The organism is Streptomyces sp. NPDC093094, from assembly GCF_044754345.1.
Lineage (GTDB): Bacteria > Actinomycetota > Actinomycetes > Streptomycetales > Streptomycetaceae > Streptomyces.
In genome coordinates this window covers 141,014-156,289 of sequence record NZ_JBIVOX010000008.1, presented here as the reverse complement: position 1 = coordinate 156,289, position 15,276 = coordinate 141,014, and the positions used below count along the sequence as shown (strand labels likewise).

At 72.3% G+C, this 15,276-nt stretch carries 10 protein-coding genes; 2 read left to right on the top strand and 8 right to left on the bottom strand.

Annotated elements, in window-relative coordinates:
- Positions 1 to 66: 66 nt before the first annotated feature.
- Positions 67 to 948, top strand: a complete 882-nt coding sequence (locus ACIQGV_RS18830) for a GyrI-like domain-containing protein (protein WP_402496148.1) — start codon at positions 67 to 69, stop codon at positions 946 to 948.
- A 445-nt stretch (positions 949 to 1,393) separates the two neighbouring features.
- Here the strand turns inward: ACIQGV_RS18830 and ACIQGV_RS18825 are convergent, their stop codons facing one another.
- Together ACIQGV_RS18825 and ACIQGV_RS18820 are read right to left on the bottom strand one after the other, a co-directional pair.
- Entirely contained in the window at positions 1,394 to 1,768 is a 375-nt protein-coding gene (locus ACIQGV_RS18825) for a hypothetical protein (protein ID WP_402496147.1), read from the bottom strand.
- Positions 1,769 to 1,792: 24 nt separating this feature from the next.
- On the bottom strand, positions 1,793 to 2,398 hold the full coding sequence (locus tag ACIQGV_RS18820; protein WP_402496146.1) for a DinB family protein: 606 nt from the start codon (positions 2,396 to 2,398) through the stop codon (positions 1,793 to 1,795).
- Positions 2,399 to 3,202: 804 nt separating this feature from the next.
- Between ACIQGV_RS18820 and ACIQGV_RS18815 the strand changes: the two genes are divergently transcribed.
- Positions 3,203 to 4,123 carry a matrixin family metalloprotease gene (locus ACIQGV_RS18815; RefSeq protein ID WP_402496145.1) on the top strand — a complete coding sequence of 307 codons (921 nt, stop codon included), beginning with the start codon at positions 3,203 to 3,205 and terminating at the stop codon, positions 4,121 to 4,123.
- Positions 4,124 to 4,429: 306 nt separating this feature from the next.
- Here ACIQGV_RS18815 and ACIQGV_RS18810 read toward each other — a convergent pair whose 3' ends face one another.
- Genes ACIQGV_RS18810 through ACIQGV_RS18785 form a run of 6 tightly spaced genes read right to left on the bottom strand, consistent with a single transcriptional unit; the run spans position 4,430 to position 15,257 of the window.
- Positions 4,430 to 6,934: a DUF6519 domain-containing protein gene (locus ACIQGV_RS18810; RefSeq protein WP_402496144.1), complete on the bottom strand. Its 2,505-nt coding sequence runs from the start codon at positions 6,932 to 6,934 to the stop codon at positions 4,430 to 4,432.
- The gene (locus ACIQGV_RS18805; protein WP_402496143.1) at positions 6,931 to 9,432 is read right to left on the bottom strand and encodes a hypothetical protein; all 2,502 of its coding nucleotides are present in this window, start codon (positions 9,430 to 9,432) and stop codon (positions 6,931 to 6,933) included. The genes ACIQGV_RS18810 and ACIQGV_RS18805 overlap by 4 nt, the downstream gene beginning before the upstream one ends.
- On the bottom strand, positions 9,429 to 12,053 hold the full coding sequence (locus tag ACIQGV_RS18800) for a baseplate J/gp47 family protein (protein ID WP_402496142.1): 2,625 nt from the start codon (positions 12,051 to 12,053) through the stop codon (positions 9,429 to 9,431). The genes ACIQGV_RS18805 and ACIQGV_RS18800 overlap by 4 nt, the downstream gene beginning before the upstream one ends.
- On the bottom strand, positions 12,050 to 14,554 hold the full coding sequence (locus ACIQGV_RS18795) for a baseplate J/gp47 family protein (RefSeq protein WP_402496140.1): 2,505 nt from the start codon (positions 14,552 to 14,554) through the stop codon (positions 12,050 to 12,052). Before ACIQGV_RS18795 ends, ACIQGV_RS18800 begins: the two co-directional genes overlap by 4 nt.
- A complete protein-coding gene (locus ACIQGV_RS18790; RefSeq protein WP_402496138.1) occupies positions 14,551 to 14,925 on the bottom strand; it encodes a GPW/gp25 family protein in 375 nt (124 codons plus the stop codon). The genes ACIQGV_RS18795 and ACIQGV_RS18790 overlap by 4 nt, the downstream gene beginning before the upstream one ends.
- Positions 14,922 to 15,257, bottom strand: coding sequence for a hypothetical protein (locus ACIQGV_RS18785; protein ID WP_402496136.1), 336 nt, complete (start codon positions 15,255 to 15,257; stop codon positions 14,922 to 14,924). Before ACIQGV_RS18785 ends, ACIQGV_RS18790 begins: the two co-directional genes overlap by 4 nt.
- Positions 15,258 to 15,276: the final 19 nt, after the last annotated feature.

Genomic DNA, 15,276 nt, shown 5'->3' with positions numbered 1-15,276 from the left:
CCACAGCGTCGATGACAGCCGGGGTGGGGCCCGCAGGAGCAACACAGGAAGGAAGGACGGACACGCGTGCTGGAGCGGCTGAATCAGGCGCTGGACCACCTGGAGGAATGCCTCGACCGGGACATCGACATGGCAGACGTGGCCCGGATCGGTGCGATGTCGGAGCACCACTTCCGGCGGCTGTTCTCCGCCCTCGCCGGCATGCCGCTTCCGGTGTATGTGCGGCGCCGGCGGATGACGCTCGCAGGGGCCGAGGTGGTGGCCGGGAAGGCGACGCTGCTCGATATCGCGGTGCGGTTCGGGTACGGCTCGGGTGAAGCGTTCGCCCGGGCATTCCGGTCGGTGCACGGTATCGGTCCGGGTGAGGCCCGACGTACGGGTGCGGTGCTTACGTCACAGCCGCGCATGTCCTTCCGCGTTGTCGTCGAAGGAAGTACTGCCATGCGGTACCGGATCGTGGAGAAGGAGTCCTTCCGGGTCGTCGGCAAGAAGGCCCGGGTCCCGCTCGTGCACGAGGGGCTCAACGCGGCCGCCGTGTCGCACGTGGAAAGCCTGGACGAGCAGGCGCTCGTACGGATGAAGGAACTGTCCGGCCGGGAGCCGGAGGGGATCTTGTCTGCGGCGGTGTATCTGACCGACAGCCGGGAGGAGGGCGCGGAGGCGGATTTCTGGATCGGCGTGGCGACCGGTCCTGAGGCGATTGCCGGGGAATTCGATGCCCTGGACGTGCCGGCCGGGACCTGGGCAGTGTTCGACAGCCACGGTCTCTGCCCGAGCGCGCTGCAGGATCTGTGGCGGGATGTTTTCACGCTGTGGTTCCCGTCGAACTCTTATGTGAGCAGGCCGGGTCCGGAGCTCATGCGGACGCGGCCGGTGGAGACCGGTGCGGAGACCGATATCCAGCTGTGGATCCCGGTCGAACGAAACACCACGGGCGCCGGGGCGTGAATCGGTACGGGTACGCCCTACGTGCATGAAGGGCTCGCAGCGCCGTGTCCGACGCACTTCCGACGCTGCTGAAGGCGGTGCGAGAACAGGGCCGCGGTTGTGCGCCGCCGAGTCGGCCGTGGAAGGTGCAGGTGCGGCCGTCCTCGTCCCCCAGGGTCCAGCCCGTCGAGGTTGACGCTGTGGAGGCGGATTCGGCGTCGCTGGGCCCAGTGCCGGACGCATGGGTGAGGGGCGAGGGCATACGAAACCCCTCACGAACCGGTGCCGGCGCGGCATGATCCCCATGGCCGTGCAGTCCCTGCTGCGGGGCTTTCCCTCCGAAGCCGTCGACATGACCCAGGGCGCTTTCGAACGGGCCAAGGGCCAGGCCGTGCCCAGGGTGGCGGTGTTCACCAAGCTGATCGAGGCCAGGTCCCATGTCCGCGAGCGGGACAGCAAGGCTGCCTCACAGGCCCTGAAGGTGTCCGAGGACCTTGCGGGGCCTGGCCGAGGCTTCCAGCGGCTCGGAGCCCGCCAGCAGGTGTTCCTGCTCGAGAGCGGGAGCGACTGCCACCGACGTGCTGCTGTTCGAGCGCTTGTCGGCGGAGGCCGTGGCGGGGTTGACGCTGGATTCCTCTGCGACCGTCGCCGCCCGGCAGTCACCGAAGGCCGCCGCCCAGCCGATGGCCGGGGCACTGCCGGGATCGAGTTCCTCGGGCTTCCCCGTGATGCCGTATGCGTCGAGGAGTCGTCGCTCGGCTCCGAGCGGTTCGCCCAGGGCGAGCTCCGGGTACTCGCTGAGTTCATCAGGAACCGGACGCTTCGACAGATCAGCACCCACGACCGGCACCATGTCGCACGAACATCAAGTCACATGAGGCAACCTCTGAGCCTTGACCGGTGCGGCCGACCTGGCGGCCTGCTCGATCTTCGCGCAGTAGGCTGCACGGGCTTCCTCGTCGATCGGCTGCTCGTGTTCGGGGCGCACCCCGGTCCGGCCGTCGAGGCCCTCGCGCAGGATGTCGGCGTGCCCGGCATGCCGGTTGGTCTCGCCGAGGACATGGACCATGACGGCGAACAGGTTCGTATTGGGAGAAGGCTCCGGCCACCACGGCACATGGCCGGGGGCGTCGAGGGGAAGCTCGTTGATCGTCGCGTCCGCGTGTTCCCACGTGCGCAGGCAGAACCCGATGATCTGATCGCGGGTCTCGTCCTCCGTCGCCCACATGTCGCTGCCGTCGTGGTCCTGCCACCGGGGCAGCGGCTCCGGGGAAGGGCGGTCGAAGACCTCGCCGAAGTACCTGGCCTCGACACTGGCCACGTGCTTCACCAGACCGAGGAGGCTGGTCCCGGTCGCTGTCAGAGGTCGGCGGACGTCGTATTCGGACAAGCCGTCGAGTTTCCAGAGCAGCGCTTTGCGGTCCCGCCGCAGTCTCCCGTGCAGGTGGCCTTTCGCGAATTCATCGATCATGCGGAATGAGCCTGCCATGAGCTGCTCGTGCTCTCAAGATCCCGTACGTGGTCCGCAACGACCGGGAGAGCCGATGCCCTGCCGTGGCCGCCGCCCTGACCTGCTGCAAGAAGCCCGCGAAGCGTGCCACGTGAGACATTCTCCGAGGACCTCTGACGAAATGGGGTGGAGGATGTGCCCCTGCCAGGGTGAGGATCTCTCGGTACTTGCCGATGAGGGGGGCAGCTGTGGACGACATTGTTCCGAGAGCTCGTCTGCTCTTGCTGATGACGAGAGGAACAGCGTCACCGTCGACCGGAGAGCCGGGCGGATGCGCTGAGCAGGCTTGAGGCCGGCGAGGATGTTGCCTGGACGGAGATGAGCAGAGGCCGGAGCCGTGCTCGGTGCCGCGGCGGGTGATGACCGGCTTCACGCCTGGGCCCCGGCCGAGCCGGCGGTGCTTGTCGTGGTCGTGACCTCGGTCCCCGAGTACGACGTCCGGGCGACGGCGCGGTCGTCCGCGCTTGCTGTCCCTGTGATGCAGGTGCAGCATGAGAGCAGGAGCGAAACACCCATGCTCAGGTTTATATGCAGGTGTGAGACCTGTTCTCCCTGCGCACGTCATGGCAGTGCCGCCCGTGTCCACGCGACGGAACCCGGCACCGCACCACGTCATTTCCGATCGTCATTCCTGCTGAACCGTGCCTCGTCGCGCCGATGATTGCCGACGGCACTCCACGGTGACGAGGCCGTGCCCGGATTCCACCGGCAGACGCTGCACCCGCCGGTATTTAACTCGTGCGGCGATTGCGCTGTAATCTTGAGGTGGAAGGCTCTCTTGAAGTGCTTGAGTCTCAGCATTCCATCGCGATGTTTCGAACGCTGGACACCGCCGGGCCACTTGCATCTTCTTTGCCACCCACTCTCGTCTGGGGCGGACGTATGAATGGAAATCCAGGAGAAGTGTTTCATGGCATCGGGTCGGTCCCCGTCCTGAAAAAGGGCGACAAATATCCATACTTCAAGAAGGTCGAGACCTTCCTTCAGCGCTTCGGCTATCTTGATCGCGCTCAGCATCCCTCCCAGGGTGTACTGACGGAGGAAGTCTCTGACGCTCTGGAGCGGTACCAGAAGTTGCACGCCTTGTCGGTCACCGGCGAATTCGATGAAGAGACTCGCGCTCAGATGACGACAAGCCGGTGCGGTATGGCTGATCCGGGTTCATCACTCACTTACGTGACGGTGTGCCCCTGGGACCGCACGAATTTGACCTTCTCCTTCACCTCGGGAACTTCGGATGTTCTGGGGGACGAAGAGTTCGGTGCTGTTCGGAACGCGTTTGAGACCTGGGCGCTCTCCACGCCACTCACATTCACGGAAGTCTCCGCCGGCAGTAACCCGGACATCGCTGTGGGTTGGCACCCCACCATCGCCTACGACCACGACATGACCGGAGACGTAGTGGCCCACTCCGATAATCCACCGGACTGTTCCATACTGGATTTCGGGCCGCCCCAGCCGCTCCATTTCGACAACGGTGAGCAATACTGGGCGATAGGAGAAGAGCCCGGCGCGTACGACGTGGAGTCAGTGGCGTTGCACGAGATCGGACACCTCATCGGGCTGGACCACTCCAGCAACCCGGCAGCGGTGATGTTCTCTCAGCTCAACCCCAACTCCATTCGGCGTTCACTGTGGCCGGACGATCTGATCGGCGCGCTCACGTTGTATCCGTTCCAGCCGTAGGTCAGTTCGGGAAAACTGACAGCTCATCGGTGATTCGTACGGCTCGGGCGGATGTCCGGGGAGCCGTGCCCGTCGCGGACGACTCTGTCAGGTCGTTCAGTTCCCGGCGGGAGCCGGCACGTTCAGCCGTCATGTTCTGGTCTTGCCCTGGACCACTTCACGAAACGGTCGTCGGCGTCTTCTTGTCCGTCCATGTCCCTGCCCCGGGAGAGCCGTCCGGGAGAACTGTGTGGCGATGCGGGCGCGGCAGTCCGGTCGTGTGCAGGGTCCGCCTGACGGCGCGCCCTGTCGCCGGCAGCCCTCGGATCACCGGTCGGGCCGCAGATCGAGACGGAAGAACAGCTCCAGATCGGCCGCCCGCTGAGGGTCCGGCTCCCGGACGAGCAGTTCGCGCCCGGTCTGGTCGGCGCTCACCCCGAGGTGCTCGGCGTTCAGGTACACCCGGCGTTCGGTCTCCGGGTCGTGGGCCCACACATGGGCCGACCGGATCCGCAGGCGGCACAGGACCGGCGTGATCTTGACCTCACGCCAACCGAGTTCGCCGAGTCCGTTCGCGGCTGCGGACAGGACGCGATGGCCCCAGCGGTGCTGCGGCGCGGTCCTGAGGAAGGTGCTCGCCATCTCCGACGGCCTCCACCGCAGACCGGGTCGCGGCTCCCTCGTGACGGTGACCTCCCCGTCGAGGCGCACCCGGTGGAAACCGAACGGCATGACGATGCTCGCCCGTCCGCGTTCCTTGCCGGACGCCTCCGCCCAGTACAGCTTGTCGAAGTCCGTCCCCGGGTAGGGCAGGTCCAGCTCGACCTCGACGACCGGGTCGAACGACTCCGGCGTCGACTCCAGAGGGACCGGCTCCTTGCGCAGTGCCGCGGTCAGGTCGATCCCCTCGGCGAAGGCGTCATGGGGTACTTCGATGCCGTTGAGGACGAGGTCGTCCCGCACCAGCTCGACGGGCCGGTTCCGGCCGTTGAGCAGCTCGATCGAGGCGAGCCGCAGCGTGAGGGGTTCGGCGGGCCCGCCCTCGTGGGCGCACAGCACGTCGAGCGCTTCCTGCACCGTGGTGGCCTGCTGGAGCAGGGTGCAGTCACCGGGCCGGTAACTCGTGGCCGCGGCCGTACGGAAGCCCGCCGTGAACACCAGCGGCGGGCCCTCGGCTGTGTCCGCGGCAGAACCGACGGCCACCTGCACCTGATGCCCGACGTCGGCGCGTCCGGCGTCGACGGCCCATGTGACCTCGCACAGTCCCTCCGCGTCGGTCCGGGCCGAGACGGAGCCCGCCCCGTCCACCGCCGAGCCGTCGATCCGGCTCGGGACGCCGCCGGCGGGCATGCTCCAGGTCACCTCGGCCCCGGCGACCGGGGTGCGCCCGCGCATCACGGCGACCCGCAGCCGGCCGGGCAGTGCCACGAAGCCGCCACCTGCAGGTGCCGGCACCTCCTGGCCGTCACCGCCCCGGTACAGCAGCGTGCGGTCGGTCAGTGTGGCGATGGGCACCCGGCAGTCGCCGGCGGTCGACGGGCCCGTCAGCGCCGCCAGCGGTGCGTACCGGATCTGCGGGCCGTGCGGTGGCTCCTCCAGCCCCGCCGGCCAGTCGACCGACCCGTCGGCCCGCGCGGAGAACGTCCAGTGGTCGCCGCGGCGGAACACGTCGTCGCCGCCCCGGCCGAGCCGGATCGCCAGACCGTCGCCGAGATCGATGAGTTCGGAGCGCTGAGGGTCGGCAACGGACGGTTCGGCGGTCGCGACCCCCTGCCCTTCCGGGAACGCGTCCCACAGCCGCAGGAACCAGCCCTCGGGACCGCTCCCGACCGCGGTGGCGATGTCCGCCGCGGCGGACTCCAGCGTCACGACGACGTCCGTCGCCCGTGCGACCTGGAACAGCCGCTCCCGGACGACGGCGTCGCGTGGGTCGACGTCGTCGTGCGGTGAGACGAACTCGGCGTAGGCGCCGGGGGCGAACCAGTTGAGCGGGTCCAGTGCCGCCGGCTCGACCGTGATGTCGGTGCCCTCGATCTTCATGACCCCGGCCATGACCGAGGCGTTGCGCCGGGACAGCTTCAGTGTGAGGCCGTCCATGCCGAACCGTGGACCGTCCGCGTCCGGATGGTCCTGGCGCGGGACGCCGCCGTGCACCTCGATCCGGTACAGGAGGTTCTCGGGCCGGGAGTAGCCGCCCTGCGGCAGCAGCGTGCAGGGGTCGGCCGCAGAAGGTGCCGTGTCGGGCACCACGGCCAGCGTGCCGGACGACGGTTTCGTCAGCTTGACCCAGTCCGGGTGCGCCGTCGCCGTGGCACAGCCGAAGCCGCCGCCCCAGCCGCCGGGCGGGGCGAAGGGGAACACCTGCCAGTCGGCCAGGGCGCGCCCGGCCGCCTGGGCGTCGCCGAGAGCCCGGTCGGCGAAGGCAGGCTCCTCGACCGGGTCGACGTACCGGACCAGCGCCTTCACGGCGATCAGCACCGGGGCCGCCGGGACGGTGTCGGTGCGGGGATGCGGCTGAGTGCTCAGCAGGCAGTCCGTCGCGTTCTCCACCAGCAGGCCGCCCAGAAAGCCGTGCCCCGTTCCGAGCCCGCACGCGTCCGGGGTCGCCGCCGGCGTCACCGAGAACGCGTCCGACCCCGGCGGGACCACGAGACGGCCGTCGGCGCCGAGCATGTCGTCGGTCGCCGTCTCGACCCGGTGGAGCAGATGACGGCTCTGCTGGTCGAGGTCGGCGTCCAGCAGCACCTGCCCCTGCCGGCCGACGACCGAGCGCGGCTGCCGCTCGTCCTGCGCCCGGATCGTCAGACGGGTGGCGTCGTTACGGATGGTCATGGTCTGTTCCTCCGGGCTGCGACGGCACTGGAGCACGTCTCGTCGATGATTCCGGCCTCCAGGGCGACCGGCAGGTACTCGTCCGACAGAGCCCGCACGTCGGCGACGGCGATCCCGTACGCGGCGCGGGCGAAGACACCCATCTCGGCGTCGCCGTAGCCCCCCGAGCGCACGCTGTCCGGACACCGGGGGTGCAGCATGGCCAGCGTCGGTTCGTCGGCGGAGACGTCCAGGAAGACGGGCTCGTTCGCGAGCCGGACCGCGGCGGCCTCGTCGGCGGTCAACGGCCGCCGGGCGGCCTCCTCGGCCGCGGCCAGGGCGAGCGCGGGCTGGCAGCGGAACGTACGCGGTGCCGCCGACCCGGCGGGGACGAAGCTGTACCGCACGCACCCGGTCTGACGGCGGGTCACCGTCACGGTCCCGGCGAACACCGCGTTCGTCGCCGTGAGGGAGCGCAGGGACGACGTGCCGAGCACCGTGACGTTGCGCAGGGTGGTGTCGAGGCCCGGCGCGGCGAGAGCGTCGCCCGGCGCGCCGTCGGCGGCCACGACGCTGTCGGTCACCACGAGGGCACCGCCGACGGGAACGCTCCCGTCCCCGATCCGCAGCGGGCCGCAGACCGAGTGGTCGACCTCGACACGGGTCGCCTCCAGCGGACCGTCCGTGCGCACCGCGGCCTCGCCCGGAGCGCGCACGGTGACGTACCGCAGATGCAGCTCGGCCACGGAGGCCGCGTGGAGCGCCAGGCCGCGGGTGAGTTCCAGGCCGTCGAGCACGAGGCGGCCGGCGGGCGCCGTGGCGTCTCCCGCCCCTCGCAGGACCCGCGTCGGCGCGTCCACCGTGAAGCGCCGCTCCCGGCGGACGAGGAACCCGCGCAGGGCGGGGTCCGGGGCCGCGCCCGGCGCCGGCCGCGGGGGCCGCCACTGGGCGGCGACCAGGTACACCTCCGACCCGGGCGGCACGGTCACGTCGAGGGTCCCCGAGCCGGCGGGCGCCCCTTCCAGGTCGCAGCGGGCCAGGACCACGAGACTGCGCCGTCCCGCACCGAGGGCGGCGACCTCCGCCAGCGCGGTCGCGAGCGCCGGGACCGTCCGGCCGGACGTCTCCGCGGAGCCACCGGTCGCGGCGGTGGGGTCGACGATCCACACCAGGTCGCGCGGGCCGCCGGTGTCCCGGATGTCGAACGGCTGGTCCGTGGCGTTGCGGTCCTGGGCGCCGGCTCCGACGGCCCGTCCGGCGGCCGTGGCACAGGACACCCGGACCTCCACGACATCGGGGCCGTCAGGGGCCTCGGGCACGACGATCCGCCCGGTCACCGGGTCGAGGACACAGGCGATGTCATGCGTTGCGGTCCTGCGCTGCGCGGCCGTGGCTCCCGGCTCGTACCAGACGTGCGTCACCTCGCCGGCCGGCCGGGCACCTGACGGGGCCGGCGGCGACTCCAGGTTCACGATGCGGACCTCGCCGGCGGGCACCCGCCGGAAGGCACTCTCGCCGTCCCGCCGCAGGAAGACGGTGAACGGCGCACCGGTCGGTTCGCCGAACCAGCGCCGGTCGGGCAGCCGGAGCGGGCGCTTCTCCAGCTCGGCGGCACGCAGCTCCGTGGTCTCCTCGTGCAGGGGCAGACGGCGCAGCCGGTCGGGCAGGTCGACCTCCCGCAGCCGGGTCCCCTCGGCGGCGGACCGGCGGTCGGGATTGAACAGGCGCAGCACGGCACCCGGCTGCTGCGCCAGCTGGAAGTACCCGGGCCGCTCCGCCCCGTCGACCTCCCACGGCCGTGCCCGGGGAACGCCCCCCAGGTCCGCCGCCGGGACGGCGTCCGGCGGACCGGCCTTCGCGGCGGGGGAGGGGAACCACGTCACCAGCGGCCGCAGCAGGTGCACACCCACCGAGGTCGGAGCATGCCGCCCGGCGAGCCGCCCGGAGCGGGTGCGGTCGATGCTGCGGGCGTCGAGGAGGCGGGGCAGCAGGTCGAAGGCGCCGCCCGCCGACGAAGCCGTCCGCCCCGGGACGAGGCCGGCGGTGGCGGGGCGGTCCGGACGTACGTCCAGCAGAGAGGCGAAGCAGGCCAGCCGCCGGTGGTACTCGACCGCGACCGCGGCCAGGCCGGTGACGTCCCCGGCCATCCCCTCGACGACACGAGCCGTCCCCTTGCCGCGCCGGTAACGGACGGTGTTGGCCACGAAGGCCCGGCGGGTGATGCCGGAGCCGCCCGGGACGGGGTGCAGCGCGGGCGCGGCGACCAGGGCGGCGATCGCGTCGAGCGCCTCTTCCCCGGCCGTCTCGACGAACAGCGCGTCGTACCACGCCTCGATCTCGGCGTCGATCTCGGCGCTCGCCCGGCCCAGCACCCCGAACAGCGCCCGCAAGGACCCGGTGGCGGCCAGATCCGCCTGGCGCACATGGGAGGGCAGCAGCCGGTACAGGGCCTCGGCGACCGCCTCGATGCGGGACTCCGGCAGATGCGCCCCGCCGTCCGTCGTGGTCGTCGGACTCATGCGATCAGCTCCGTGAACGTGATGTCCGGCGCGGCGACGGACAGGAGCCGGGCCGGCTCCAGCCGGGCCAGGCCGGTGATCGGGTCGGTCACCAGCGCCGGGCCGGGGCAGGGCAGCCGTCCTTCGGCGTCCGGCGTCACGCCCGGTGCGGAGAAGCCGGAGAGCACCACGGCCGTGACGCCGGGGACGTTCTGCGCCGTGGCGATGATCTGTGAGCGGTGCACGGCGGTGCCGAAGGGCCGGACCGGCTTGCCGAAGTCGCGGGCGAGCGCGGCCCGCACGGCGCTCTCCACCCGCTGCCTGGGCAGACCCGGGTCGGAGGCGAGAGCCAGTGTCACCGTCATGGGCAGGTCGACGAATCCCGCGATCCGCACGTGCGTCCCCGGGGGCGCCGCCGCGACGAGCGCCGCGTGCAGTCCGGTGACCAGGTCGGACCCCGTCGCGGGCGGCGCGAACGAGGTGGTCGCGACCGTGAGGCACACGATCCGCCGCAGTCCCGCCCGCAGTTCGACGGCCGAGGCCCTGCCGACTCCGCGATACGCCTCGGCGAACGCCTCGAAGTCCGCCAGGGACACGGCCCGGTCCAGGGTCCGGACGGCCTTCGGCGCGCCGACGCGCATCTCCTCCAGCGTCTCGGCGTCACTGCCCCCGTCCGCGGCCAGCGGGTTCGTCACCGAGGCGACTCCGATCACCGGGGTGACGATCTGGTTCAGCCGGTCGCCCGGAACGTTCCCCGCCGAACCGCCGCCGGTGCGGTACAGGGCGGCGACGTTCCCGGTCCCGCTCGGCAACCGGCCCGCGAACTGCACCTCGGACCCGCCGTCCGGCCGCTCGACGACACGGAACCGGCGGCTGTCGGGCCCTTCGCCGTACAGGGAGCCGGTGTGCTCGTAGCGACGGTCGTCGACCCGGACCTCGATCGCCGGAGCGTATCCGCGAGGTCCCGCCGCGGCGACATGGGCGAGCGGCGACTGCCTGAGCGGGAAACGCGGCAGGGCGGTCGCCGGGTCGCCGGACCCCAGGGTCTCGGTGCCCGAGGCGGGCGTCTGCGCGTGCGAGGACGCCACCACGTTGGCGAGCACGGTCAGCGTCGCGCCGCTCCACCGGCCGGACAGCGGCCGGTCGAACACGACGAGCGTCGCCGGCTGCGCGCCGTCGGCCCGGGTCTCCGCCCGCAGCACCGTCGCCGCCTCGGACAGCGGCTCGCCGTCGGGTGTTCGCCCCGTGAGGACCACGCGCCGTCCCGGCGGCAGGTCGGTCTCCGTGGCCAGGTAGAACCGGTCGGGAAGATTCTGCCGGTCGAGGCCGGGATGCTGCGGCGGGGCCGGTTCGCCGTCGGGCCCCGGGTCGGTGACCGGCAGGACGCGCTCCTCGGGGCGGGCGACGAGCACGCTCCTGGCGGTCTCGACATGGATCGTCGTCTCACGGACCAGGGGATCGAACTCTCCGGCGAGCGAGGACCCGAGGGTCATCAGGGTGCAACGGGCGGACAGACCGAACGCCGAATGCGCGGTCTCCCGGGCCGCAAAGACACGTGCGGCGCCGGCCGCGGGCTCCCCGGACCCGGTCTCCAGCACGACGACCCGGCCGGGCGCGGCCTCCGGGTGCACGGCGTCGAGACGGATGTCCCATTCGCTCTCGCGGACGGTGCCCATCGTGAAGCCGGCCCACTGGGTCGGCAGTGCGGTGCTGTCCGGGATCTTCTGCCCGTGAGCCGTGCGCACGGCATCCGGCATGAAGGTGATGTCCGGAGCGGTCGCGCCGAACGCCTGAGCACGCTTCCCCAGCAGGATCACCGTGCCCGGGCCGGACCGCCCCGTCAGGCTGTCGTCCACGGTGAGCAACTGCCCGGCGGAGAGGGAGAGCCGGGTGTGGGCCGGTTCGGCCGAGGCCGCCACCTCGACGGCGGTGACACGGGCCAGAAGCCAGGAGGACGACTGTGCAGCCTTGGCCGCCCCGGCGTGCACGAGCACTCGGTCGCCGACCCGTGCCCCCGGCTCGACGCCCAGCACCTCGACACCCGCCGTCTTGGCCGAGATGTCCGGCAGGACCGGCGCCCGCAGCGGCCGCAGCACGTTCCACACCGCCCGTGCCTCCACCGCGCCGTCCGTCTCGAAGGTCACCGGCTGTCCGCCCTGTTCGGGCACCGAGGCCACCTTCACGCCCCCCGGGATCGTGACGACGTCCGGCACACCCGGCAGTCCGGTCCCCTCCGGCGCGCCGGGAAGCGTGCCGACCTGGAAGGCCAGCAGTGCGTCGGCGGCGATCGCCGGCCGCGGCACGTGCCCCAGCATGGCGGTCAGCCGGACCAGTGCCGCGCGGTCCTCGGTGCCGGGCAGCGTGGAGTCGACGGCGAGCCGGTGGAGGGTCCAGGCCAGTACGTGGTGCGCTCCGGCCGCCGCCGCGAGCAGGGCGACCGCGGGATCGTCGGGCGAGCGCCCGAGCGTCGCCAGCGGTCGGTCGCCCAGGGCCTCGGCCCGGGAGATCCGGTCGAGCAGCCGTTCCAGGATCGCGCCGTAACGGAAGCGGGACGGATCGCCGGGAAGGCCGCGGGAACCGCCCGGGGCCCCGCCCGCGCACCCCGCCGTGCCTGCCTCGCCGCAGCCACACGCGCAGCTCATCGCCCGCCTCCGGTCCTGATCAGAAGACGTCCCCGCTCCGGGAAGCTCGGATCGTCGCGCAGCTCCAGCACCTCGGTCGTCGCCGGACGGATCGCTCCGCGCTCCAGCTCGCGCATCGCCACGCGCCCGAAGCGCTGGAACACCAGCGGCCTGACGCTCTGCACCCCGGGGACGGCCATCACGGCGGCGAGCAGCGCCGACAGGTACAGAGGAGCGCCGAAGCCGAAACGGTCGGGATGGAAGAAGCCCGCGGTGCCGCCGCTGCCGGGGGGCGACAGGGCGGCACGCACCCGGCGTCCCACCTCTCCGGCCAGTTCGCCGGGCGCGGCGCACACCGACAGGCTGACGTCGAGCGGGACGGTACGGGCCTCGCGTACGGCGACGTCGAAACCGGCGAGCCGGAACGACTCCAGGTGGGTCAGGAGACCGGCGCGGAAGGCCGCGTCGACGGCGGCGCCGCCCTGCCGGTCGACATGGACGACGACGGTCTGCCAGGCGCCGGTCCAGCGCGACACGGCGACGGCGCCCGCCACCCCCGGGAACCGGCGTGCCGCCTCGGCGTAGTCCTCGGGCGTGACGGCGCGCTCCTGACGGCGGAACGCCTGCGGAGTCGCGACCCGGACCACCGCGTCCGCCTCCGGTGCCGCACCGCCCGTCGCCGCCACCGGGTTGGTCACCGACGAGATCCGCACACCGCGGTCGGTGTCGGGCAGGACGACATGGCCCAGCGCATCCGCTCCGAGGTTGCCGCCCGTGCCGGTGCCGAAGCGTCCGCTCACGCCGAAGGAGTCGCCCACCGCGGGGGCCAGCCCGTGCGTGCCGTCGCCGAACCGCAGCACCGGATGCCCGTCCGGCCCGGTCTCCACGACGAACTCCCGGGAGAACCGCCCGCCGGCCAGCAGGTCGCGCCGGACGGCCCAGCTCGCGAACGCGTCGTGGAGGGTGATCTGCGGAAGGCACCGGGCCGGGTCCACGGCGGTGAGGGCGAGGGCCGACGAGGCACCCGGGCCGTCCGGGCCGTGCCGCGCGCAGCGTGCCGGTGGACCGATGCCGCCGGTCACCCTGGGACGCCAGGGCACCCCCGGCTGCGGGGCGGGCGGGGACAGCCGCGGGGCGAGCGCCTCGGCGGCCGACGGCGGCAGGTCCAGGTGGGCGGGCGGCGGCAGCGTCGCGCCGTGCTCGGCGAGGACGACGTTGCCGCGCGCCGCGGCGCAGACGACGTGCCGTGCCGGGCCGGACGGCTGTGGTACCAGTGCGGAGACGGGAAGGTCGAAGGGCAGCGCGTCGGCTGCGTCCCACTCCACCTCCAGCAGCTTCGTGCCGACGGGCGCGAGGACGTCCCGCGCCGGTGTCGCCCGGGTCAGCCGGACGATGTGCCGGTGCCCGGGTTCGGCGTCCTGGGCGCGACCGGTGTCGGGGGCCGCCGTCTCCTCCAGCAGGAGGAAGTCGCCCGGCCCGAGCGGCCCGTTCCCCTCGCTCGCGTCGACCAGCGTGGCCGCCGTCGCCCCCGCGGGCAGGGTGCAGCGCTCGTCGCCCCAGGTGTGCAGGGCGATGGCGGTGCGCCACTGCCACAGCCGCAGGTCGGTGAGCGTCTCGAAGACCACCGGCCGGGTCGCGAGCAGCGCCGGATAGTCGGACGCCGGCACGACGGGGGACGGCGCCGCCGAGCGCGGCAGGACCGGTGTCCCCGCCCGCAGCCGGTAGCCGTCGTCGCCGGCCTCGGCGAGGGAGAGGCCGACGAAGGTGCGGGCGGAGGCGCCCTCGCCGGGAGCGTGGTCGAGCAGACGGGCGTGGCGGGTCAGTGACGCGCGGCTGCGCGCGGTGTCGAGGAACGCCTCGGTCCCGATCCAGTCGAGGGTGTAGCTCTGCTGGTCGGCACGGTAGGCGAGCGCCTCGACGATCGTCGTGGTCAGGTCGACAGGGTCGTCCTCGCGGAAGCCCGGGACCAGCACCGAGATCCGGTCGAGCATCAGGCGCCGGAAGCCCTCCCAGTCGCGGGTCCGGTAGTCGAACTGCGGGTCCGGCGGTGCGGCCGTCGGCAGGTCGCGGCAGTCGGGGACGCAGTCGCCGTCCGCCGCACAGTCCACGGCGAAGGAGAAGTCGACCGCGGACAGGCGCGGGTCGACGAAGTCGGGCGGAGCGTCGGATCCCGGCCCCCGGACGATCGCGAGCCGGTACGCGGAGAAGTCGGTCGGCTGCCCGCCGGGCACCGTGACCGTGTACCGCGACACCTCCGTTCCGCCCGGAGCCGCGCCGACGACGGGTTCCACCGCGGGTGCCGGGAACCGTACGCCCCCGGTGAGGGCGATGTTGTCGCCGGTGAGGGCGGCGTCGGGCAGCGGGAGCGGTTTGACGAGCACGATGTCGATCAGGGTCGGATCGGCGACCGTGGCCCCCCTGTGGACCTCCAGGTAGTCGATCCCGGAGACGCCCGGCGGCCCGGACGCGGCCAGCGCGGCCCGGCGGCGTTCGTCGCAGCAGTGGTAGCGGGCACCGGTCACGGAACGTCCTTCCGCATCCGCACCTCGTCGGTGGTCCCGCTGGAGCGCACCTCGTAGGCGACGACGATCTCGAGCACTCCGTTCCCGTCGGAGACCTCCACCGCGACGTCCAGCAGGGTGAGCACATCGCCGAGCCACTGCTGGATCGCCGACTGCAGCGCGGCGCCGAGCGCGACCGTGGCCGGACCGTCCTGCGGGCCGAACACCAGCTGGCGGGCGGGACTTCCGAGTTCCGGCCGCATCACCCGCTCGCCGGGCAGGGTGAGCACGAGCAGTTCGAGCATCTGCCGTACGTGCTCGTCACCGCCGTAGGCCACCTCGGCGGACCGGCCCGGTCCCGTCACGGTGAACGGGAAGGCGAGCCGGCTCATGTCGCGACCACCCGGGCCTGGGTGCCCGAGACGACCGGCGGTCCGGCCGGGATCTGGTCCGCGGACAGACAGACGGCCCCGGCGGGGTTGATCAGCAGCGGCTGCCCGGAAGCGGTCACACGGGTCGCTCCGGCGAGCCACTTCGTGCTGACACAGGGCTGCGGCTTCGAGGGCGGGACGGTGAACGGGCAACCCGTGACGTTTCCTTGGTCGGTGAGGACGGCGGCGGTGGTGCCGGAGACGGTGACCCGGGAGCCGGCGGCGACGATGTTCAGCGGCGCGCCGTGCGGGCAGGTCACGGTCGCTCCGGTGTGCAGGACGGGCCCCGGCATCGAGGCCTCCTTCCACGGT